Origin of the sequence: Arthrobacter sp. SLBN-53 (genome assembly GCF_006715585.1) — a bacterium.
GTDB classification, from domain to species: Bacteria; Actinomycetota; Actinomycetes; order Mycobacteriales; family Mycobacteriaceae; genus Mycobacterium; species Mycobacterium neoaurum_A.
The window spans coordinates 4233582-4256643 of sequence record NZ_VFNN01000001.1; the positions used below are offsets into that span (position 1 = coordinate 4233582).

The 23062-nt window shown below is 68.1% G+C and carries 20 protein-coding genes; 14 read left to right on the forward strand and 6 right to left on the reverse strand.

The genetic code is table 11. From position 1 onward, the window contains the following. Positions 1–10: 10 nt before the first annotated feature. The 7 genes from FBY28_RS20340 (at position 11) to secA (ending at position 9543) form a co-directional block, all read left to right on the forward strand. Positions 11–643 (forward strand): dTMP kinase, encoded by a 633-nt coding sequence (locus tag FBY28_RS20340; RefSeq protein ID WP_141869104.1) that lies wholly within the window; start codon positions 11–13, stop codon positions 641–643. A gap of 57 nt (positions 644–700) precedes the next feature. Next, a complete protein-coding gene (mtrA, locus tag FBY28_RS20345; RefSeq protein ID WP_019514701.1) occupies positions 701–1387 on the forward strand; it encodes a two-component system response regulator MtrA in 687 nt (228 codons plus the stop codon). 67 nt (positions 1388–1454) lie between these two features. Continuing rightward, complete coding sequence (mtrB, locus tag FBY28_RS20350) at positions 1455–3131, forward strand: MtrAB system histidine kinase MtrB (protein WP_023985437.1); 1677 nt, start codon at positions 1455–1457, stop codon at positions 3129–3131. After that, positions 3128–4897 carry an MtrAB system accessory lipoprotein LpqB gene (gene lpqB / locus FBY28_RS20355; protein WP_141869105.1) on the forward strand — a complete coding sequence of 590 codons (1770 nt, stop codon included), beginning with the start codon at positions 3128–3130 and terminating at the stop codon, positions 4895–4897. Before mtrB ends, lpqB begins: the two co-directional genes overlap by 4 nt. A gap of 56 nt (positions 4898–4953) precedes the next feature. Continuing rightward, positions 4954–5583 (forward strand): ComF family protein, encoded by a 630-nt coding sequence (locus FBY28_RS20360; RefSeq protein WP_141869106.1) that lies wholly within the window; start codon positions 4954–4956, stop codon positions 5581–5583. A gap of 293 nt (positions 5584–5876) precedes the next feature. Beyond that, positions 5877–6554 (forward strand): ribosome hibernation-promoting factor, HPF/YfiA family, encoded by a 678-nt coding sequence (gene hpf / locus FBY28_RS20365; protein WP_141869107.1) that lies wholly within the window; start codon positions 5877–5879, stop codon positions 6552–6554. 154 nt (positions 6555–6708) lie between these two features. Next, positions 6709–9543 carry a preprotein translocase subunit SecA gene (gene secA / locus FBY28_RS20370; RefSeq protein WP_216847855.1) on the forward strand — a complete coding sequence of 945 codons (2835 nt, stop codon included), beginning with the start codon at positions 6709–6711 and terminating at the stop codon, positions 9541–9543. A 4-nt stretch (positions 9544–9547) separates the two neighbouring features. On the opposite strand, the gene FBY28_RS20375 is transcribed toward secA, so the two are convergent. Then, positions 9548–10045: an Rv3235 family protein gene (locus FBY28_RS20375; RefSeq protein ID WP_174241688.1), complete on the reverse strand. Its 498-nt coding sequence runs from the start codon at positions 10043–10045 to the stop codon at positions 9548–9550. Between the two features lie 154 nt (positions 10046–10199). Here FBY28_RS20375 and FBY28_RS20380 point away from each other — a divergent pair, with 154 nt between their 5' ends. The 5 genes from FBY28_RS20380 to FBY28_RS20400 all read left to right on the forward strand — a co-directional run bounded on the left by FBY28_RS20380 (position 10200) and on the right by FBY28_RS20400 (position 16546). Continuing rightward, entirely contained in the window at positions 10200–11639 is a 1440-nt protein-coding gene (locus FBY28_RS20380) for a WS/DGAT/MGAT family O-acyltransferase (RefSeq protein WP_216847856.1), read from the forward strand. Between the two features lie 44 nt (positions 11640–11683). Then, positions 11684–13441 (forward strand): BCCT family transporter, encoded by a 1758-nt coding sequence (locus FBY28_RS20385; RefSeq protein WP_141869110.1) that lies wholly within the window; start codon positions 11684–11686, stop codon positions 13439–13441. A gap of 9 nt (positions 13442–13450) precedes the next feature. Then, positions 13451–13951 (forward strand): DUF6912 family protein, encoded by a 501-nt coding sequence (locus FBY28_RS20390; RefSeq protein ID WP_141869111.1) that lies wholly within the window; start codon positions 13451–13453, stop codon positions 13949–13951. A gap of 102 nt (positions 13952–14053) precedes the next feature. Then, the gene (locus tag FBY28_RS20395) at positions 14054–15220 is read left to right on the forward strand and encodes a ferredoxin reductase (RefSeq protein WP_141869112.1); all 1167 of its coding nucleotides are present in this window, start codon (positions 14054–14056) and stop codon (positions 15218–15220) included. Positions 15221–15292: 72 nt separating this feature from the next. Next, entirely contained in the window at positions 15293–16546 is a 1254-nt protein-coding gene (locus FBY28_RS20400; RefSeq protein WP_141869113.1) for a fatty acid desaturase family protein, read from the forward strand. 80 nt (positions 16547–16626) lie between these two features. On the opposite strand, the gene rsgA is transcribed toward FBY28_RS20400, so the two are convergent. Together rsgA and aroA are read right to left on the reverse strand one after the other, a co-directional pair. After that, a complete protein-coding gene (gene rsgA, locus FBY28_RS20405) occupies positions 16627–17613 on the reverse strand; it encodes a ribosome small subunit-dependent GTPase A (RefSeq protein WP_141869114.1) in 987 nt (328 codons plus the stop codon). Next, complete coding sequence (gene aroA, locus FBY28_RS20410; RefSeq protein WP_286178302.1) at positions 17610–18914, reverse strand: 3-phosphoshikimate 1-carboxyvinyltransferase; 1305 nt, start codon at positions 18912–18914, stop codon at positions 17610–17612. The genes rsgA and aroA overlap by 4 nt, the downstream gene beginning before the upstream one ends. A 19-nt stretch (positions 18915–18933) precedes the next feature. Between aroA and FBY28_RS20415 the strand changes: the two genes are divergently transcribed. Both FBY28_RS20415 and FBY28_RS20420 read left to right on the forward strand, forming a co-directional pair. Continuing rightward, positions 18934–19764, forward strand: coding sequence for an SOS response-associated peptidase (locus FBY28_RS20415; RefSeq protein WP_141869115.1), 831 nt, complete (start codon positions 18934–18936; stop codon positions 19762–19764). Continuing rightward, positions 19761–21236 carry a DUF7782 domain-containing protein gene (locus tag FBY28_RS20420; RefSeq protein WP_141869116.1) on the forward strand — a complete coding sequence of 492 codons (1476 nt, stop codon included), beginning with the start codon at positions 19761–19763 and terminating at the stop codon, positions 21234–21236. The genes FBY28_RS20415 and FBY28_RS20420 overlap by 4 nt, the downstream gene beginning before the upstream one ends. On the opposite strand, the gene FBY28_RS20425 is transcribed toward FBY28_RS20420, so the two are convergent. The 3 genes from FBY28_RS20425 to FBY28_RS20435 form a co-directional block, all read right to left on the reverse strand. Next, positions 21224–21997, reverse strand: coding sequence for a class I SAM-dependent methyltransferase (locus FBY28_RS20425; RefSeq protein WP_141869117.1), 774 nt, complete (start codon positions 21995–21997; stop codon positions 21224–21226). The genes FBY28_RS20420 and FBY28_RS20425 overlap by 13 nt on opposite strands. A 61-nt stretch (positions 21998–22058) precedes the next feature. After that, the gene (locus tag FBY28_RS20430) at positions 22059–22376 is read right to left on the reverse strand and encodes a GNAT family N-acetyltransferase (protein WP_141869118.1); all 318 of its coding nucleotides are present in this window, start codon (positions 22374–22376) and stop codon (positions 22059–22061) included. A gap of 33 nt (positions 22377–22409) precedes the next feature. Beyond that, complete coding sequence (locus tag FBY28_RS20435; RefSeq protein WP_141869119.1) at positions 22410–22901, reverse strand: YbaK/EbsC family protein; 492 nt, start codon at positions 22899–22901, stop codon at positions 22410–22412. Positions 22902–23062 lie beyond the last annotated feature (161 nt).

Genomic DNA, 23062 nt, shown 5'->3' on the forward strand with positions numbered 1-23062 from the left:
CGCTCGCCGCGTGCTCATCGTGATCGAGGGCCTCGACGGGGCAGGCAAGCGAACGTTGACCGACGGTCTGCGCGCGGCGTTCGAGGCCGAAGGCAAGTCCGTGACGACCCTGGCGTTCCCGCGCTACGGCGTGTCGATCCATGCCGATCTGGCCGCCGAGGCGCTGCACGGCGGGCACGGTGACCTCGCCGAGTCGGTTTATGCGATGGCGATGTTGTTCGCGCTGGACCGCTCGGGGGCTGCCGCCGACATCCGGGGCCTGCTCGCCGAACACGATGTGCTGATCCTTGACCGCTATGTCGCCTCCAACGCCGCCTACAGTGCCGCCCGGCTCCACCAGGACGGCGCCGGTGACGTGGTCGAGTGGGTCGGCGACCTGGAATACGGGCGCTTCGCCCTGCCTGCCCCGGATTATCAAGTGTTGCTCGATGTTCCGGTAGAGCTGGCCGCCGAGCGTGCCATCAGCCGGGCGGCCGGCGAGGCCGACCGCGCGCGCGACGCCTATGAGCGCGACGGTGGTCTGCAGCGGCGCACCGGCGCGGTGTACGCCCAGTTGGCCGCCGCGGACTGGGGCGGGCGGTGGATGGTGGTCGGACCCGACGTCGAGGCGGCGGCGCTGGCCGCGGGCATGACGACGGCCTGAGGTTCACCGCCCAGCACCCCGCGTGGCACCCTGGTTTTGTCGCCTTGTGGTGACACCATGGTCACCATGAGGCAACGGATCCTGGTCGTCGACGACGACCCGTCACTGGCCGAGATGCTCACCATCGTCCTGCGCAACGAGGGTTTCGACACGGCCGTCATCGGCGACGGCAGCCAGGCGCTCACCGCTGTGCGTGAGCTGCGTCCTGATCTGGTTCTGCTGGATCTCATGCTGCCCGGCATGAACGGTATCGACGTCTGCCGGGTGCTGCGCTCGGACTCGGGCGTGCCGATCGTGATGCTGACGGCCAAGACCGACACCGTGGACGTGGTGCTGGGTCTGGAGTCCGGCGCCGATGACTACGTCATGAAGCCGTTCAAGCCCAAGGAGCTGGTGGCCCGCGTGCGGGCGCGCCTGCGCCGCAACGACGATGAGCCCGCCGAGATGCTGTCGATCGCCGATATCGACATCGACGTGCCGGCCCACAAGGTCACCCGCAACGGTGAGCAGATCTCGCTGACCCCGCTGGAGTTCGACCTGTTGGTGGCGCTGGCCCGCAAACCGCGCCAGGTGTTCACCCGCGATGTGCTGCTCGAACAGGTCTGGGGTTACCGGCATCCCGCCGACACCAGACTCGTCAACGTGCATGTGCAGCGGCTGCGGGCCAAGGTCGAGACCGACCCGGAAAATCCGCAGGTGGTGCTGACCGTTCGAGGGGTGGGATACAAGGCCGGCCCGCCGTGATCGTTCACGGCACCGCCGTCGTGATCGTTCACGGCACCGCCGTCGTGATGACCGAACGGCAGTATTCGTGATCTTCGGCTCCAGACGTCGGGTCCGCAGCCGATTTCGGGGGCCGTCCCCGGTGTGGCGCGGACTCGGTGCGCTCGGCCGGGCCGTCAGTTTCGCCTGGCGCCGGTCCCTGCAGCTGCGGGTGGTCTCGTTGACGCTGGGGTTGTCCCTGGCCGTCATCATGGTGCTGGGCTTCGTGCTCACCAGCCAGATCACCGACCGCATCCTGGAAGTCAAGGTGCGGGCGGCAACCGAGGAGATCGAGCGTGCCCGCGACACCGTCAGCGGCATCGTCAGCGGCGAGGAAACCCGATCGCTGGACAGCAGCCTGCAGCTGGCCCGCAACACCCTGATCGATCGCAAGGCCGATGCGGGGCCCGGGCTCGCCGGCGCCTACGACGCGGTGCTCGTCGTCCCCGGTGACGGCCCGCGCGCGGCCACCGCGGCCGGACCCGTACAGCAGATTCCGACCGCACTAAGGGATTTCGTCCAGGCGGGCCAGGTCAGCTATCAGTACGCGGGTGTGCACACCGACGGGTTCTCCGGACCCGCCCTCATCGTCGGCAGCCCCGGCGCCTCGGCCCGCTCGACGGTCACCAACCTCGAGCTCTACCTGATCTTCCCGCTGAGCAACGAGGAATCGACCATCGCTCTGGTGCGCGGCACCATGGCCACCGGCGGCATCGTGCTGCTCGGATTGTTGGCCGCCATCGCACTGTTGGTCGCCCGGCAGATCGTGTTGCCGGTGCGGTCGGCCTCACGCATCGCCGAGCGGTTCGCCGAAGGTCATCTGACCGAGCGGATGCCGGTGCGCGGTGAGGATGACATGGCCCGGCTGGCGGTCTCCTTCAACGATATGGCCGAAAGCCTGTCACGCCAGATCACCCAACTCGAAGAGTTCGGTAATCTGCAGCGCCGCTTCACCTCCGACGTCAGCCACGAGTTGCGTACCCCGCTCACGACGGTCCGGATGGCCGCCGACCTGATCCACGATCACAGCGATGAGCTGGACCCGGCGTTGCGGCGGTCCACCGAGCTGATGGTCAACGAGTTGGACCGGTTCGAGACGCTGCTGGCCGACCTGCTGGAGATCTCCCGCCACGATGCCGGGGTGGCCGAACTGGCGGTCGAGGCGGTCGATCTGCGCTCCACCGTGCAGAGCGCATTGGACAACGTCGGGCACCTGGCGGCCGACGCCGCCGTGCAGCTGGACGTCGACATGCCCGCCGACGGGGTCATCGCCGAGGTCGATCCCCGCCGGGTCGAGCGCATCCTGCGAAACCTCATCGCCAATGCCATCGACCACGCCGAGCGCAAGCCCGTGGAGATCCGGATGGCCGCCGACGAGGACACCGTCGCCGTCACCGTCCGCGATCACGGTGTCGGGTTGCGCCCCGGCGAAGAGAAGTTGGTGTTCAGTCGCTTCTGGCGTTCGGACCCGTCGCGGGTACGCCGCTCCGGGGGGACCGGGCTCGGGCTCGCCATCAGCATCGAGGACGCCCGGCTGCATCAGGGCCGACTGGAGGCCTGGGGTGAGCCGGGCAACGGTGCCTGCTTCCGGCTGACACTGCCGCTGGTGCGCGGGCACAAGGTGACCACGAGCCCGCTGCCGCTCAAACCCGTCAACGTCGCGGCACGGACCAAGGACAGCTCAGCCGAGCGGGGCAGGCGCGATCGCGAATCGGAGGGCGTATGAGACGCGTCCTGGCGGTGCTGAGCATGCTGGTCACCGCCGCGCTGCTGGCATCGGGTTGCGCCGGGGTGCCGAGTTCGTCTGCGCCGCAGGCTATCGGCACCGTCGACCGTCCGGCGCCGCCACGGTTGCCGACACCGTCGCCGGGTATGGAGCCCGATGTGCTGCTCCGCGAATTCCTCAAGGCCACCGCCGATCCCGCCAATCGGCACCTGGCCGCCCGGCAGTTCCTCACCGAATCCGCCTCGCGCGGTTGGGATGACGCCGGCAGCGCGCTGCTGATCGACGGTGTGGTGTTCACCGAGACACGGCGACCGGACCGGGTGTCGGTCACGATGGCGGCCGACATCCTTGGATCACTGTCCGATGTCGGGGTGTTCGAGACCGCCGAGGGTGCGCTGCCCGATCCCGGACCCATCGAGCTGGTGCAGACACCCGGGGGATGGCGCATCGACCGGCTGCCCAACGGGGTCTTCCTGGACTGGCAGCAGTTCCAGCAGACCTACCGTCGCAACACGCTGTACTTCACCGATCCCACCGGCAACACGGTGGTGCCCGACCCGCGCTACGTCGCGGTGTCGGACTCCGATCAGCTTGCCACCGAACTGATGTCGAAGATGATCACCGGGCCGCGACCCGAGATGGCGCACACGGTGCGTAATCTGCTGGCCGCCCCGCTGCGGTTGCGCGGGCCGGTCACCCGGGCCGACGGCAGCAAGACCGGGGTGGGCCGCGGCTACGGCGGCGCGCGCATCGATCTGGAAAATCTCTCCACCACCGATCCGCACACCCGCCAACTGCTTGCCGCGCAGATCATCTGGACTCTCGCGCGGGCCGGTATCAACGGTCCCTACGTCATCAACGCCGACGGCGCGGCGCTGGACGACCGGTTCGCCCAGGGCTGGGACACCGCCGATGTCGCGGCCAGCGACCCCGGCGCGGCCGACGGCGCGGGAGCCGGCCTGCACGCGCTGGTCGGCGGGTCACTGGTGTACCTCGACGGTCAACGCGCGCCGCGGGTGCCGGGGCCGTTCGGGCAGCTGCGCGACCAGACCGCCGCGGCCCTCTCGCGCAGCGGCCAGCAGGTGGCCTCGGTGGTGGTGCTGCGCCGCGATGCTCCCGACATGGCGTCCTCGCTGTGGATCGGACCGGTCGGCGGAGATGCCGCGCAGGCACTCGACGGCCGTTCGCTGACCCGACCGACCTGGTCGCTGGACGAGGCGATCTGGGTCGTCGTCGACGGCGTCAACGTCGTACGGGTCCTGCAGGAGGCCGCGTCCGGTCAACCGGCGCGCATCCCGGTCGATTCCACCGCCGTGGCGACCAAGTTCCCCGGCGCCATCGCCGAACTGCAGCTCTCCCGCGACGGCACCCGCGCGGCCATGGTGATCAACGGGCAGGTGATCCTGGCCGGGGTGGAACAGACCCCCGGTGGGGGATACGCGCTGACCTATCCGCGGCGGCTGGGCTTCGGGCTCGGTGACACCGCGGTGTCACTGTCCTGGCGGACCGGCGACGATATCGTCGTCACCCGCACCGACGCCGCGCACCCGGTGTCCTATGTGAATCTCGACGGCGTGAACTCCGACGGGCCCAACGGCAACCTTGCGGTGCCCATGTCGGTAGTCGCGGCCAATCCCTCGACGGTCTACGTGGCCGACCGCAGGGGGATCCTGCAGCTGTCCGGTTCGGCAGCCGACAACGATCTGACCTGGTCGGAGGTCGGGCCGCTGATGGTCACCGGCGCGGTACCCGTACTGCCCGGCTAGAGCCATCCCGGGTTGTCGGTCTCAGGTTGTCGGACCCTGCGCCGACACTTGCGGGTGTGCTGGATCTGATGCTGCCGCTGGAATGCGGCGGGTGCGGTGCGCCATCGACGCGCTGGTGCGCGGCGTGTGCCGCCGAACTGCGCGCCCGCGCCGCCCAGCCACTGGTGGTCACGCCCCGCCTCGATCCCGGTGTGCCGGTGCTGGCGTTGGGCCGCTATGCCGGCGCACGCCGCAACGCGATCATCGCGGTCAAGGAACACGGCCGGGCCGACCTGGTGGCACCACTGGGCCACACCCTGCGCATCGGCCTGTGCCGTCTGCTGGGCTGGGGGCTCATCGAGACCCCGCTGACCATCGTCACCGCACCCACCCGAGCGTTGTCCGCGCGCCGGCGCGGCGGGGACCCGGTGGCGCGGGTGGGCGCGGCCGCGGCCACCGACCTCACCGGTGTCACGGTCATCCGAGCGCTGCGCCTGACGGGCTTCGCCAAGGACTCCGTCGGGCTGTCCAGTTCCCAGCGCCAGCGCAACCTGGCGGGCCGGGTCCGGGTGACACGCCCGGTGGTCGGCGCGGTGATCCTCGTCGACGATGTCGTCACCACCGGTGCCACAGCGTGCGAATCGGTACGGGCATTGCGTGGTGCCGGCGTTGCTGTACAGGCAGTTCTGGCCTTGGCGAGCGCGTGATTCTCACGGGCCGTCGTTGCCCGCAGATGAAGAACTGAAAACAGGTCTGCGAAATAGGTGGCACAGTCAGGTGAACTCGGACTACGGTCGATGCCAACAACCCGTGAACACCTCACGGCGGCACCCGAAAACGGGCGCCCGTGCGGTATCGGGACTGCCCGACTGTGGTGGGAGGTGGTAACTCGACACCTGACGCCGGCGGGCGCGCGGCATGCTCGTTTCTCGTCGGCGTATCAGTGACAATCCCGGCACGCGTTCTGCGTGCGACTGCCGACAGAAATGAGTTGTCAAGTATGTCAACGAATTCCGTGCGATCCGAGCACTCGACCATGGTCATGGGCGACCGCAACGACACCCCTGACGCGCCGGCGTTGAACGCCGAGGTCGTGGTCAAGGGCCGAAATGTCGAGGTACCTGAGCACTTCCGCGTCTATGTCGCGGAGAAGTTGGCTCGGCTCGAACGTTTCGACAAGACCATCTACCTTTTCGATGTCGAGCTCGACCACGAGCGCAATCGCCGCCAGCGTAAGAACTGCCAGCACGTCGAGATCACCGCGCGCGGTCGCGGACCGGTGGTGCGCGGCGAGGCGTGCGCCGACAGCTTCTATGCCGCGTTGGAGTCGGCGGCCAACAAACTTGAGGCACGGCTGCGCCGGACGAAGGACCGCCGCAAGATCCACTACGGCGACAAGACGCCGGTATCGCTGCACGAGGCGACCGCGATGCTGCCGGCCGAGGAGGCGCCCGCGGCCGCGGACCCGTTCTCCATCGATCCTGCCGATTTGCACGAGCCCGGCCGCATCGTGCGCACCAAGACCCACGAGTCCACCCCGATGAGCGTCGATGACGCGCTCTACGAGATGGAACTCGTCGGCCATGATTTCTTCCTCTTCCACGACAAGGAGTCGGACCGGCCGACGGTGGTCTACCGCAGGCACGCCTACGACTACGGATTGATCCGACTGGCCTGATCCGACCGGCCTGACCTGCTGTCCACACGAGCCCCCGACCGATCCGGCCGGGGGCTCGGTGCATGCTCGGGCAGGTATCGGCAGACACTCGTGCCGACACCAGGGACGCTTTTAAGGGGGCTGCCAGAACGGTCGCCTACGATGGAACGGGCCCATGGGCCGTCCAGATTCGTCAACCCACAGGGGAAATAGCGTGCTCGATAAGTTGCTCCGGCTCGGTGAAGGCCGCATGGTCAAACGCCTCAAGAAGGTGGCCGACTATGTGGACACCCTGTCCGAGGACGTCGAGAAGCTCTCCGACGCCGAACTGCGGGCCAAGACCGACGAGTTCCGCAAACGCATCGACGGTGGTGAAGACGTCGACGACCTGCTGCCCGAGGCGTTCGCGGTGGCCCGCGAGGCGGCCTGGCGGGTGCTCGGTCAGAAGCCGTTCATCGTCCAGCTGATGGGCGGTGCGGCGCTGCACTTCGGCAACGTGGCCGAGATGAAGACCGGTGAGGGCAAGACCCTGACCGGCGTGATGCCCGCCTACCTCAACGCCCTGACCGGCAAGGGCACCCACATCGTCACGGTCAACGATTACCTGGCCAAACGCGATAGCGAACAGATGGGCCGTATCCACCGTTTCCTGGGCCTGGAGGTCGGCGTGATCCTGTCCGGGCTGACCCCGGACCAGCGCCGGGCCGCCTACGCCGCCGACATCACCTACGGCACCAACAACGAGTTCGGCTTCGACTACCTGCGCGACAACATGGCCCACTCCGTGCAGGAGATGGTGCAGCGCGGCCATCACTTCGCCATCGTCGACGAGGTCGACTCCATCCTGATCGACGAGGCCCGCACCCCGCTGATCATCTCGGGTCCGGCCGACGGCGCCTCCAACTGGTACGCCGAGTTCGCCCGGCTGGCCCCCCTGATGGAGAAGGACGTCCACTACGAGGTCGACCTGCGTAAGCGCACCATCGGTGTGCACGAGATCGGTGTCGAGTTCGTCGAGGACCAGTTGGGTATCGAGAACCTCTACGAGGCGGCCAACTCACCGCTGGTCAGCTATCTGAACAACGCGCTGAAGGCCAAGGAGCTCTTCCTGCGCGACAAGGACTACATCGTCCGCGACGGCGAGGTCATCATCGTCGACGAGTTCACCGGCCGCGTGCTGGTGGGCCGGCGCTACAACGAGGGCATGCACCAGGCCATCGAGGCCAAGGAACGCGTCGAGATCAAGGCCGAGAACCAGACCCTGGCCACGATCACACTGCAGAACTACTTCCGCCTCTACAAGAAGCTCTCCGGCATGACCGGTACCGCCCAGACCGAGGCCTCCGAGCTGCACGAGATCTACAAGCTGGGTGTTGTCTCCATCCCGACCAACCGGCCGATGATCCGCGAGGACCAGTCCGACCTGATCTACAAGACCGAAGAGGCCAAGTACATCGCGGTCGTCGACGATGTGGTGGAGCGCTACGAGAAGGGCCAGCCGGTCCTGATCGGCACCACCTCCGTGGAGCGCTCGGAGTACCTGTCGCGGCAGTTCGCCAAGCGCAAGGTGCCGCACAACGTCCTCAACGCCAAGTACCACGAGCAAGAGGCGAACATCATCGCCGAGGCCGGCCGCCGTGGCGCCATCACCGTGGCCACCAACATGGCAGGCCGCGGCACCGACATCGTGCTCGGCGGCAACGTCGAGTTCCTCGCCGACAAACGGCTCAAGGATCAGGGCCTGGACCCGGTGGAGACACCCGAGGAGTACGAGGCCGCCTGGGAGTCCACCGTCAACGCCATCAAGGCGGAGGCCAAGGGCGAGGCCGACGAGGTGCGCGCCGCCGGAGGCCTCTACGTGCTGGGCACCGAGCGCCACGAGTCGCGCCGCATCGACAATCAGCTGCGCGGCCGCTCCGGTCGTCAGGGTGATCCGGGCGAGTCGCGGTTCTACCTGTCGCTGGGCGATGAGTTGATGCGCCGCTTCAACGGCGCGACGCTGGAGACCCTGCTCACCAGGCTGAACCTGCCCGAGGACGTGCCGATCGAGGCCAAGATGGTCACCCGCGCGATCAAGAGCGCGCAGACCCAGGTCGAGCAGCAGAACTTCGAGGTCCGCAAGAACGTCCTCAAGTACGACGAGGTGATGAACCGGCAGCGCACGGTCATCTACGACGAGCGCCGGATGATCCTGGAGGGCGAGAACCTGCAACAGCAGGCGCACGACATGATGGTCGACGTCATCACGGCCTATGTCGACGGTGCGACGGCCGAGGGCTACTCCGAGGACTGGGATCTGGAGAAGCTGTGGGAGGCGCTCAAGACGCTGTACCCGGTGAGCATCGACCACCATGACCTGATCGACTCCGATGCCATCGGCGAGCCCGGCGAGCTGACCCGCGAGGAACTGCTGGACGCGTTGATCAAGGATGCCGAGCGGGCCTACGCCGAGCGGGAGGCGCAGATCGACGCCATCGGCGGCGAGGGCGCGATGCGGCAGCTGGAACGCAACGTCCTGCTCAACGTGATCGACCGCAAGTGGCGTGAGCATCTCTACGAGATGGACTACCTCAAGGAGGGCATCGGGCTGCGCGCGATGGCCCAGCGCGACCCGCTGGTGGAGTACCAGCGCGAGGGATACGACATGTTCGTCGCCATGCTCGAGGGTCTCAAGGAGGAGTCGGTCGGCTTCCTGTTCAACGTGGCGGTCGAGGCTGCGCCGCAGACCGCACCGGTGGTGCAGCCGATGTCCAGCGGGCTGGCCGAGTTCGCCGCCGCGGCCGCGCAGCAGGGGACAGGCCAGCAGGGGCAGGTCGCCACCAAGGAACGCCCGGCGGGCGTGCAGGCCAAGGGAATCAACGACGGCTCCGCGCCGCCGCTGACCTACACCGGCCCCGCCGAGGACGGCTCGGCCGAGGTCAAGCGGTCCGGCGGCGGTACGAACAGGCCGGCCGGCGGCGGCACCCGCAAGGAGCGTCGCGAGGCGGCGCGCCGCGGCAAGAAGCGCTAGGCGCTCACCCGACCTGCAGCGCGACCAGCTGCCAGCGTCCTGCGATGATCTCGACCCGTGCCGCGATGACACGGACCCGGGGCCCCCGGGTGTAGGTCGCGAACACCTCGGCCGCCGTCACCGCCGTGTCGGTCCCGATGACGATGCTGCGCAGCCGGATTCGTCGCAGTACCGCGGTCGGTCCGGTCTGTGGCGACCGCGCCAGTGAGCCGACGGTGTCGATCAACGCCGGGGTCAGCAGGCCGCGCAGCTGGCTGGTCGGCCTACGTCGATCGAGCACCTCCAGCACCCGCCGCAGCGCCGCGTCGGTGAAGACCGCGGCCGCGGTCGGCGCCGGTCTCTCTCCGGTGATCGCGGGCGGACTGAGTTGGCGCGGCGTCCGGCGCCGTGGCGTGCCGATCGTGGGCGGACGATGGTGCGGTCCGCCGTGCGGCGGCGGCTCACAGTCGATGATCGGCGAGGTGATCACCGGATGCGGGCGGTGCTGCGGGATGGGTGTCACACGTACTCCAGCGGGCAGGATCGGATACGGCAATTGCTGGAGGGGACAGGCATATTGATGATCCCATGCGGTGCGCGCCCCACCGCGCGGCAAATCGGACACCCATCCCGAATACCCGCGATGCGCAGATGCGCGCCGTGCCGCTACGGTGGCGGTGACATCAAGCAAGGGGGTCCGCGTCGCGATGGTGACCAGGTTGTCGGCATCGGACGCGGCGTTCTTCGGCCTGGAGAACAGTTCCACGCCGATGTATGTCGGATCGTTGTCGATCGTGCGCAAGCCGCGCGGTGGGCTCGGCTATGAGACGCTGCTGGCCACCGTGGAGCAGCGGTTACCCCAGATCCCGCGTTACCGGCAGAAGGTGCGCGCGGTGCCGCTCGGTCTCGCCAGGCCGGTCTGGATCGACGATGACGATTTCGACATCACCTACCACATCCGGCGCTCGGCACTACCTTCGCCGGGCAGCGATGCCCAACTCCACGACCTGATCGCCCGGATCGGTTCCCGGCCACTGGACGCCTCACGTCCGCTCTGGGAGATGTATCTGATCGAGGGGCTGGCCCGCAACCGGATCGCGATCTACACCAAATCGCACCAGGCACTGGTCAACGGCATGTCGGCGTTGGAGATCGGCCACGTCATCGCCGACCGCACGCCGAAACCGCCCGAATTCGGTGAGGACATCTGGATACCGGCCCGGGAGCCCAGCGGTGGGCAGCTGCTCGTCGGCGCGATGGGGGAGTGGATCACCCGGCCGACGGCCCAGGCCGCGGCGCTGCGGTCCTCGGTCCAGGAGACGATCACCAACGTCGGGGCCCTTGTCGACGTCGGCCGCCGGGTGGCCGAGGTGGCCCGCACCGTCGCGCGGGGCACGGCGCCGAGCAGCCCGCTGAACACCACGGTCTCGCGCAACCGGCGACTGGCGGTCGCCGCGCACGCGCTGGACGATTACCGCGATCTGCGAGCCCGCTATGACTGCGATGTCAACGACGTGGTGCTGGCGGTGGTGGCCGGCGCGTTGCGCAATTGGTTGCTCTCGCGCGGTGAGCCGGTGAACGCCACCTCCACGGTGCGTGCGATGGCACCCAACTCGGTGTATCCCGACGGGGAGATCGATTCCGACGGGCCCGGTCAGGCGATCAGCGAGGTGTCGCCGTTCCTGGTCGATCTGCCGGTCGGTGAGGGTAATGCGGTGGTGCGGCTCTCCCAGATCGCGCACGCCACCGAATCGCATTCCAGTGCCGCCAGCCTGGTCGACGCCCACACGATCGTGACGCTGTCGGGGTTCGCACCGCCGACTTTGCACGCGATGGGCATCCGGGTCGCCACGAGCTTCTCGGCCCGGCAGTTCAATTTGCTGATCACCAATGTGCCCGGCGCGCAGCGCCAGATGTACATCGCGGGCGCGAAACTGCTCGAGACCTATGCGGTTCCGCCGCTGCTGGCCAACCAGGTTCTCGCCATCGCTGTGACCTCGTACAACGGCATGCTCTACTTCGGGATAAACGCCGATCGGGATGCCATGAGCGATGTCGATGTGCTGCCGCTGCTCCTGCGCGAATCCCTCGACGAGCTCCTTGAGGCCGGTCGTTAGCGGAGTTGACGAAGTTGCCCCGCGCGGTATCTGATGGATCAACCATGCCTGATACCGATAGCCACGATACGAAACCAGACAAGCGCGACGTCATACCTCATCCCGTCCTGGACGTACCGATCGACGAGGACGCGCTGACCAACAAGCGCAACGTCGACTGGTTCGTCTTCGGTATCACCGCAGTGATCGCGGTGGCCTTCTTGATCTGGGGTTTCCTCGACACGGACGGGCTGGCCACGGTCTCGGGGGGCGCACTGGGATGGGTGCTCACCAACGCGGGCTGGTTGTTCACGCTGGTGGCGTCGGGTTTCGTTCTGTTCGTGCTGTGGATCGCGCTCGGTCGGTTCGGCAACATTCCGCTGGGCCGTGACGACGAGGAACCCGAATTCCGCACGGTGTCCTGGATCGCGATGATGTTCAGCGCCGGCATGGGTATCGGCCTGATGTTCTTCGGCGTCGCAGAACCGCTTTCGCATCTGGTCACCCCGCCGCCGGGGACCGGTCCCGAGGGCAACGCCGAGGCCGTGCAATCGGCCATGGCGACCACGCTCTTCCACTGGACCCTGCATCCGTGGGCCATCTACGCCGTGGTGGGTCTCGCCATCGCCTACGGGGTCTACCGCAAGGGGCGCTTCCAGCTGATCAGCGCGGCCTTCGAACCGTTGATCGGCGACCGGGCCAATGGCGGACTGGGCAAGGTCATCGACATGCTCGCGATCTTCGCGACGTTGTTCGGGTCGGCCGCCTCGCTGGGGCTCGGCGCGTTGCAGATTCGCAGCGGCCTGCAGATCGTGGCGGGTATCGGGGAGACCGGTAACGCGGTCCTGATCGGCATCATTGCACTTCTGACCTGTGCATTTGTGCTGTCGGCGGTGTCCGGCGTCGCCCGCGGCATCCAGTGGCTGTCGAATATCAACATGGTGCTGGCGCTGGTGCTCGCGCTGTTCGTGTTCATCGTGGGTCCCACGATCTTCATGCTCAACCTCCTGCCCACCGCGATCGGCAGCTACTTCCAGGACCTGGCGATGATGGCCGCGCGCACCGGGGCCGAGGGCGCCGAGACCGAGGCTTGGCTGGGCAGCTGGACCGTCTTCTACTGGGCGTGGTGGATCTCCTGGACCCCGTTCGTCGGAATGTTCATCGCGCGTATCTCGCGTGGGCGCACCATCCGCCAGTTCGTCACCGGCGTGCTGCTGGCACCCAGCCTGGTGTCGCTGGCGTGGTTCTGCATCTTCGGCGGCGCCGCGATAGCCGCCCAGCGTGACGGCAAGGATCTGGCCGGTGAGGGTTCGGTCGAAGCGCAGTTGTTCGGCTTGCTCAGTGACTATCCGTTCGCCACGGTGTCGACCATCGTCGTGATGGCACTGGTCGCGATCTTCTTCATCTCCGGTGCCGACTCGGCCTCGCTGGTCATGGGCTCGCTGTCCGAGCGCGGCACCATCGAGCCGAGCCGCAAGACCGTGATCTTCTGGGGTGTGGCCACCGGTGCGGTGGCGGCGGTGATGCTGCTGGCGGGTGGTTCGGATGCGTTGACCGGTTTGCAGTCGATCACCATCGTGGCCGCGCTGCCGTTCGTGGTCGTGATGATCGGGCTGTCGATCGCACTGGTCAAGGATCTGCGCCAGGACCCCCTGATGGTGCGCCGCCAGTACGCGGTCGATGCGGTGCACTCCGCGGTGATCGCCGGGGTGACCCAGCACGGTGACGATTTCGTCCTCGCCGTCCAGAAGGATCCGGACGCAGGGGCCGAACCCGCCGGCTCGGCCGAGACGGCGGCGTCGGAGGATGGCTCCGAGCGCTAGTCTCGGCGGGTGCGTGTCTATATTCCGGCGACTCTGTCGATGCTGACGCAGCTGGTCGCCGACCGGCTGATCCATGCCCGCAGCGGCACCGCGTTCGCGGTCACACCGACGCTGCGCGAGGCCTATTCCGAGGGTGACGACGACGAGCTGGCCGAGGTGGCCCTCGCCGACGCCGCCCTGGCCTCGATGCGGTTGCTGGCCGGTGAACAGGGCGAGGGTGCCGGACCGCCGCGGCGGGCGGTGCTGGTCGCCGATGTCGAGGGTGCGACGGTCCGGCCCGATCTCGACGATGCCGTGGTCCGGTTGGCCGGTCCGGTCGCGATCGAGGACATCGTCGCAGCGTATGTCGACAACGCCGGGGCCGAGCCTGCGGTGCTCAAGGCCATCGAGGTGATCGACGAGGCCGATCTCGGTGACGAGGACGCGGAGCTGGCGGTCGGGGATGCCCAGGATCACGACCTCGCCTGGTACGCACCGCAGGAGTTGCCGTTCCTGCTCGAACTGCTGTGACGCAGATCGCTCTCCAGTGATGATTTCTGGCCTGCAAAGTTCTGTACGGGCGCGTAACTTACGGTACCGTAGGTTAGCCGCGGACGTGAGGAGCAACAGGCAGTGGCCAAGAATGAAATCAAGGTCTCGGCCAAAGTGGCCGATACCGTCCGCCCGACGATCGCCGGCGCGGACCGTCATCGCGGCTGGCATGCCCTGCGGACCATCGCCGGCCGCATCACCACCCCGTTGCTGCCCGACGACTATCTGAAACTGGCCAACCCGCTGTGGTCGGCCCGTGAGCTGCGCGGCCGGATCGTCGAGGTCCGCCGCGAGACGGTGGACTCGGCCACGCTGGTGATCAAGCCGGGCTGGGGGTTCTCCTTCGACTATGCGCCTGGGCAGTACATCGGCATCGGTCTGCTGGTCGACGGTCGGTGGCGCTGGCGGTCCTACTCGCTGACCTCGGCGCCGGTGCGCGGCGACCGGCAGGCGGGTCTGGGCTCGCGCGGTCCGCGCACCATCACCATCACGGTCAAGGCGATGCCCGAGGGCTTCCTGTCGACCCACCTGGTCGGCGGTGTCGCACCGGGCACCATCGTGCGGCTGGCCGCCCCACAGGGCAATTTCGTCATGCCGGATCCGGCCCCGGCCAAGGTGTTGTTCCTGACGGCGGGCTCGGGTATCACCCCGGTCATGTCGATGCTGCGCACGCTGGTCCGCCACGACCAGATCACCGATATCGTGCACGTGCACTCGGCGCCCACCGAGGCCGATGTCATGTTCGCCGGTGAGCTCAAGGAGCTGCACGATGCCCATCCGGGCTACCGGATGCAGGTGCGCACCACCCGCACGCAGGGTCGGCTCGATCTGACCCGCCTCGACGAGGTCGTGCCGGATTGGCGCGACCGGCAGGCCTGGGCATGCGGTCCGGAGGCCATGCTCGACGATGCCGAGCGCGTGTGGACCGAGGCCGGGATCGCCGGTGATCTTCACCTGGAGCGGTTCGCCGTCTCGCGGGCGGCGCCGCACGGCACCGGCGGAACGGTCACCTTCGGGCGCAGCGGCAAGACGGTGACCGCCGATGCCGCCACCTCGTTGATGGAAGCCGGCGAAGGGGCGGGTATCCAGATGCCGTTCGGCTGTCGGATGGGCATCTGCCAGTCCTGCGTCGTCGGCCTGGTCGACGGGCATGTCCGCGATCTGCGCACCGGTGTGGAGCATGAGCCGGGCTCGCGGGTGCAGACCTGCGTCTCCGCGGCATCCGGCGATTGCACGTTGGACGCATAGCATTTACTGACTAGTAACCTACGGTGCCGTAGGTTACGCTACCGTAGTAACCGGAAGGAGGGCCGAACGACCATGGCAGTAACCGACGTACCGGAATTCGCGCATCTCACCGAGGCGGATATCGAAGCGCTGGGTGCAGAACTGGACGCGATCCGCCAAGACATCGAAGACTCGCGTGGCGCCGACGACGCCCGCTACATCCGCCGGACCATCGCCTTCCAGCGGGGCCTGGATCTCGCAGGCCGGCTGCTGCTGGCAGCCAGCTCCAAGCGATCCTTCTGGTGGGCAGGGGCATCGACCCTCGGCGTGGCCAAGATCATCGAGAACATGGAGATCGGCCACAACGTCATGCACGGCCAGTGGGACTGGATGAACGATCCCGAGATCCACTCCTCCTCGTGGGAGTGGGACATGGGCGGGGTGTCCAAGCACTGGCGGTTCACTCACAACTTCATGCATCACAAGTACACCAACATCCTCGGCATGGACGACGATGTGGGCTACGGCCTCATCCGCGTCACCAGGGATGCCAAGTGGCAACCGATGAACGTCTTCAACCTGCTCTTCAACACGGCCCTGATGTCGCTGTTCGAATGGGGAGTCGGCTTGCAGCACTTGGAGATCGGCAAGATCTTCAAGGGCCGCGACGACCGTGCCGCGACCATGGTCCGGATGAAGGAATTCGGGGTCAAGGCCGGTCATCAGATCGTCAAGGACTACGTGATGTGGCCCGCGCTGACCTCGCTGTCTCCCGGTGCGACCTTCAAGTCGACAATGCGGGCCAACTTCTTGGCCAACATCATCCGCAACGTATGGGCCAACGCGGTGATCTTCTGCGGGCATTTCCCCGACGGCGCCGAGAAGTTCACCAAGACCGACATGGTCGGCGAGACCCGTGGCCAGTGGTACCTGCGCCAGATGTTGGGCAGCGCGAACTTCGACAACGGCCCGGTGCTGCGCTTCATGAGCGGCAACCTGTGCCACCAGATCGAACATCACCTGTTCCCCGATCTGCCGAGCAACCGCTACTACGACATCTCGATCAAGGTTCGGGCGTTGTGCGAGAAGTACGATCTGCCCTACACCACCGGACCGTTCCTGGTGCAGTACGGCAAGGCCTGGCGCACCATCGCCAAGCTGTCGCTGCCGGACAAGTACCTCAAGGACACCCGGGACAACGCACCGGAGACCCGCAGCGAGCGGATGTTCGAGGAACTCGACGGTTTCGGCGGTGTCGATCCGACCACCGGCAAGCGTCGTGGTCTGAAGTCCGCGATCGCCGCGGTCCGCGGCGGTGGATGGCGTAAGCAAAAAGCCGCCGCCTGAGCTCACCCACAACCGCGAGCGTGCGTGTCTGCACCAAGACACGCCGCTCGCGGTTCTGCGTTCACGCACGCTCGCGGTATTCAGTAACCCGCTTCGCCCAGGGTGACCAGCAGTCGACGCGCCGCGGCCACCCGCGCCGCCGCCGGACCGGTCAGCGTGTCCAACGCGCACTCGGGGTCGGCGGGAGGCCCGAGGTGTCCGCACCCGCGGGGGCAATCGTCCACGGCCGCAGCGAGATCCGAGAAGGACGCAACGACGTCGTCGGGTTTGATGTGGGCCAGGCCGAACGACCGGATGCCCGGTGTGTCGATCACCCATCCCGATTCCCGCAGCGGCAGGGCAACCGACTGGGTGGACGTGTGCCGCCCCTTTCCGACGCCGGTCACCGACCCCGTGGCCCGGTCTGCATCGGGCACAAGACGATTCACCAGCGTGGACTTGCCGACCCCGGAATGCCCGAGCAGCACCGTCACCTTGCCGGCCAACAGCGGTGCCACCACATCCAGCGGATCGTCCCGGCCCGCCGTCACCACCTGCAGATCCAGATCGGCGAACTGGGCCGCGAACTCCACGGGAGAGGCCAGATCGGATTTGGTCAGGCACAGGATCGGGATCAGCCCGCCGGTGAACGCGGCGATCAGGGCGCGGTCGACGAACCCGGTGCGCGGCGGCGGGTCGGCCAGCGCCACCACGATCAGCAGTTGATCGGCATTGGCCACCACCACCCGCTCGGTCGGATCGGTGTCATCGGCCGTGCGCCGCAACACGGTTCGCCGATCGGCGCGACGGATGATGCGGGCCAGCGTGTCCGGTCGCCCGGATACGTCGCCGACGATGCCGACCTCGTCGCCGACGACGATCGGGGTCCGGCCGAGTTCACGGGCCCGCATCGCGGTGACGTTGCGGTGCGGGTCACCACCGAGCGCGCAACCCCATCGCCCACGGTCGACGGTGACGACCATGGCGTCCTCGGCGTCGGCGTGTTCGGGACGGGTCTTGGTGCGCGGACGCGAACCCTTGCCCGGGCGGACCCGGACATCGGACTCGTCGTACTCGCGCGACTTCACATCGGGCCCAACATCGCCGCCCACATCCCCGGGAAGTCGGGCAGGGTCTTGGCCGTGGTGGCGATGTCCTCGACCTCGACACCCGGCACCCGCAACCCGATGATCGCTCCGGCCGTGGCCATCCGGTGATCGGCGTAGGACCGCCACACCCCGCCGTGCATCGGCACCGCGGTGATCCGCAGGCCGTCGTCGGTCTCGATGCAGTCGCCGCCCAGGTTCGTGATCTCGGTGCGCAACGCCGCCAGTCGGTCGGTCTCGTGCCCGCGCAGATGGGCGATCCCGCGCAGCGTTGACACCGAACCCGGCGCGGCCAGGGTCGCCAGAGCGGCCACCGCAGGGGCCAGTTCGCCGATATCGTGCAGGTCGATATCGATACCGCCGAACTGCGCGGCGCCACGTGCTTCCAGGTACGAATCATGATGTACCGCGGTCACATTCACCCGCGCCAGCAGATCGAGGATATCGCCGGCCGGCTGGATGCTCGCCGCGGGCCAGCGGGTGATGCGCACGGTGCCCGCGGTGACGGCGGCCGCGGCCAGGAACGGCACGGAGTTGGACAGATCGGGCTCGATCACCCAGTCCCTGGCCGCCACCGTGCCCGGTTCGACGCGCCATCGGTTGGTGATGCTGTCGTCGACGCTCACCCCGGCGCTGCGCAGCATCGACACCGTCATGGAGATGTGCGGCGCCGAGGGCACCGAGTCGCCGGTGTGCACCACGGTCAGCCCGTCGGTGAAACCGGCACCGGACAACAGCAGACCGGAGACGAACTGGGAGGACGCCGACGCGTCGATGCGGACCTCGCCACCGGACACCGCGCCGTGGCCGCGCACCCGGAACGGCAATCCGTCGCCCTCGACGTCGACGCCCAGCCCACGCAGCGCATCCAGCAGGGGCGCGATCGGGCGGGCCCTGGCCTGTTCGTCACCGTCGAAGACGACCGTCTCGCCGCCCTGCGCCGCGACCGCGGGCAGGAAGCGTAGGACCGTGCCTGCCAGCCCGCAGTCGATGCGGGTGTCCGCGGCGGGGGCGACGGCGCCCTCGACGGTCAGATCGGTGCCCGCGCCGCTGACCCGCACGCCCAGGGCGCGCAGGGCGTCGATCATCAGGTCGGTATCGCGGCTGCGCAGCGCACCGTCGATGGTCGATGCCCGTGCCGGTGTCCCGAGGACACGCTCGCCCTGGTGCGCTCCTGCCAGCGCGGCCAGTACCAACGCGCGGTTGGTCAGCGATTTGGACCCGGGCACCTCGACGGTGGCGTTCACGGGGGTGGTGGTCGTCGGTGCCGGCCAGTTGCTCACGGCCTCTATCCTGCCTGGTATGTGTGGGCGATTTGCGGTGACCACCGACCCGGCGTTGCTGGCCGAGAAAATCAAGGCCTTGGACGAAACCACCGCGACGGCCGAAGGCCAGGGCGGTCCCAACTTCAACGTGGCTCCGACCACCACCATCAGCTCGGTGGTCAAGCGTCACGGCCACAACTCCCCGTCGCTTCGCTCGCCCCAGGGCCATAACTCCCCGTCGCTCCGCTCTCCCCAGGGCGAACCCGAGGACGAGTCGAGCAGGCGGATCCGCTCGATGCGCTGGGGGCTGATCCCGCCATGGTCGAAGACCGGTGAGGACGGCGGCCCCGACCTGAAGAAGGGCCCGCTGCTGATCAACGCGCGTGCCGAGACGGTCACCACCTCACCGGCGTTCCGCGGCGCGGCCAAGAACAAGCGCTGTCTGATCCCGATGGATGGCTGGTACGAGTGGAAGCCGGGCACCGTCGAGGGTGCCAGGAAGCCCGCCAAGACCCCGTACTACATGTACGCCGCCGACGGAGAGCCGCTCTTCATGGCCGGGCTGTGGTCCACCTGGCGGCCGAAGGATGCTGCGCGGGACATGCCACCGCTACTCAGCTGCACCATCATCACGACCGACTCGGCGGCGCAGCTTGCCGATATCCACGACCGGATGCCGCTGACCATCAGTGCCGCCGACTGGGACCGTTGGCTGGACCCGGACGCGCCGATCGACGAGGGACTGCTGCGCGGGCACGGTGATCTCGACCGCATCGAGATCCGTGAGGTGTCGCGACTGGTGAACAGCGTGCGCAACAACGGTCCGGAGCTCATCGAGCCCGCCGCGCACGACGAGGGCCTGTTTTGACACTCACACCGCAGCTCCTCGACGGTCTGGGTGCCGACCTGCGCTCGGCCGGGTTCACCGTCGACGGTGTTGCCGCCCTACTTGGACCCGAGGCCAATGATGCGTTGGGCCGCGGTATCTGGTGGCCGGCGCTGCGCGCCACCGGTGCCGACCGGTTGTCGGTATTGGTCCGGTTGTTCCTGCTCGGTGCGGTCGAGTCCCGGGATCGATTGCAGCAGGCATTCCCGTCGGTGCCGCTGGAGGCGCTGATCGGGGCCGGGGTGCTGGAGCCGGCGGGGCCCGGGGGTTGGCGTGCGGCGTTGGATATCCGCCCGCACAGCGACGGCGATCGCGATCACCTGGTGGTCTCGGATCAGGACGCCGCGCTGCGCGCCGGGCCGTTGCGCCGTGATCACGTGCTCGGCATCGGCGGGGCGTCGATGTCGTTGGCGCGTGCGATCATCCGCACCCCGGTGCGCCGGGCGTTGGATCTGGGCACCGGGTGCGGCATCCAGGCGCTGCACCTGGACGCGCACTGCGCCGACATCGTCGCCACCGACACCAACGAACGGGCGCTGATGTTGGCGGCGGCCACCGCCCGGCTCAACGGGATGAACTGGGATATGCGCCTTGGCAGCCTGTTCGAGCCGGTGGCCGGTGAGCGGTTCGACCTCATCGTGTCCAATCCGCCGTTCGTCATCGGCTCGGGTGTCAGCGACTACATCTACCGGGATTCCGGGATTGCCGGAGACCAGTTGTGTCGCAACCTGATCGAACAGTTGCCCGATCATCTCGAGCCCGGTGGTACGGCCCAGATCATGGCCAACTGGATCGTCGGTGAACAGGACTGGCGCGAGCGGGTGGCGGGTTGGCTGGCCGGCACCGGGTTACACGCCTGGGTGGTGCAGCGGGAGTTGGCCGATCCGGTCAGCTATGTCTCGTTGTGGTTGGCCGACGCCGGCGAGCCGCCGGAGGTGGCCGCGGTCCGCGGCGGCCAGTGGCTGGACTGGTTCGCCGAGGAGGGGGTCCGGGCCATCGGGATGGGGCTGATCACGGTGCGCCGGCCGGCCGCCGGTGAACAGCCCGAACAGATCCTCGAGGAGATCACCGGTGCCGACGAGGCCCCGACCGGTGTCGAGGTGCAGGCTTTCCTCGCTCGTCGCGCCTATCTGCGCGACACAGGTGATGAGGCCCTGCTCGCCGCCCGACTGTCGACCGCACCGGTGCTGTTGGAACAGCATTCGCTGCCGGGGCCGGATGGCTGGCAGCAGATCGGCGCGGCGGTGCGCCGTCCGGGCGGACCGGGTGCGGTGATCGGCGTCGACGATGTCTTCACCGCGCTGCTGGCCGGGTGTCGGGGCGAGGTGCCCCTCGGCACGCTCATCGACCTGCTGGCCGCGCACCACGGGGTGGCGGCCGATGCGCTGGCCGTCGCCGCGCTGCCCGAGATCCGGGAGGCGATCGGTCGCGGGATCCTGTATCAGGCAGGGTGACGGACGGCGGCGACGACCGCGAAGGACGCCTCGAAGCCGACCGTCCCGTCGGCAGCCGTGCGGGCGTCCAGTGCCGCCCGGAACGCCTCGACGAGACGGTCACCGGTCGGTTGGTCGAGTCGGGACAGGATGTCGACGTGCATGGGGGACTCGTCGGTGATGAACTGCACGGCGTGCGCCGTCGAATCGAAGGTCCACGGATGCGCACCGCGTTCGATGGTGATCCGGTCGAAATCGGGCAACAGGCGCGCGGTGGCCACCTCGGGGTCACCCCACTGATCGGGGCTGTGGGTGCCCGCGGGGCGTGGGCCGAGGACCTCGACGATCGGGTCGTAGAACGGATTCTCGGTGTCGCGCACCCAGGTCGAGAAGGCGAACACCCCGCCCGGTCGTAGCAGCCGGGCCACCTCGGTCATCATCGCCACCGGCTCGACGAAGATGGTGCCCATGTTCGACACCGCGATGTCGAAGGACGCGTCGGGCAGTCCGGTGGCGGCGGCATCGGCGGCCACCCAGCGCACCGCGTCCCCGCCCGGTTTGCCCGCCGCGATCGCCAGCAGTTCCGGCGTGAGGTCCACGCCGGTCACGGTGGCGCCCGCCGCGGCGGCGGACAGCGCGGCACTGCCGGTGCCGCAGGCCAGGTCGACGATATCGGCACCCGGTAGCGGCCGCAGTCGACCGGCGGTGTCCACGACGCGGGTGGCGATGGCAGAGATCTGTTGTGCGACGGCCTCATACCGTCCTGCTGACCAGAGGGACACGTCGTCACCCTAGCCGTCTGCGGGAGCGCGGGGGCGCCCACGATCCCGCGGCCCGGCGCGGTCAGTCGAGCAGTGCGCGGATCTCTGGCGTCACCTCGTCGACGGAGCCGGCGAAGTCGTCGTGGGTGTCCAGGAACTTCGCCACGAACGAGCACACCGGCACGATGCGCATGCCTGCGGCGACGGTATCGGTCAGTGCGCCGCGAATCAGCTTGCTGCCCAGTCCCTTTCCGCCGTACTGCTCGCCGATCTCGGTGTGGTGGAAGATCCGCTGCCCACCATGATCGCGGTATTCGGCGAAACCCGCCAGATCCTGGCCTTGGTGGATCTCGAAGCGGGTGCGCTCAGATGCGTGGGTGACGGTGATGGTGTCGGACATGACTCCATCATGGCCCTGGTTCGCGCCCGGCGATCACGACGCCAGGATGTCGGCGGTGCGCGCACCGGTGAGGCGGACCAGGTCGCCGGGGGCCAGCGCGACATCCCAGCCCCGCTTGCCCGCGCTGCACAGCACCCGATCCCAGTTCAGCGCCGAGGAGTCCACTACCGTCGGCAATACCTTGCGCTGGCCCAACGGCGAGATCCCACCGAGGACGTAGCCGGTGGCCCGCTCGGCGGCGGCCTTATCGGCCATCGCGGCCTTCGGTGTGCCCAACGCGGCAGCGGCGGCCTTGAGCGAGAGCTTGGCGGGAACCGGCAGCACGGCGACCGCCAAACCGCCGGGGACGGCGAGCACCAGTGTCTTGAAGATCTGTTCCGGGGCCAGCCCGTGCGCGGCGGCCAGCGCGGCGACCGCCTCGTCACCGAAGGACTCGGCGCGCGGATCGTGCTGATACCGCAGGATCTCGTGAGCGGCGCCATCGTCGACTAGGACCCCGATGGCCGGGGTAGCTGCGCGTGCCACCCGACCGACCTTAGCGGTCGTGACCCCGCCCGGGCCGTCCGGGAATGAGCGGGCCACGACACCGTGTTGTTGAAGTTGATGCGGCCCGAACCAGGTTGTGTCGGTCATTGCCTTTAGGATCGTCAGATAGGGGATTTTGGTGCCAACGGCCTGCCTTGAAC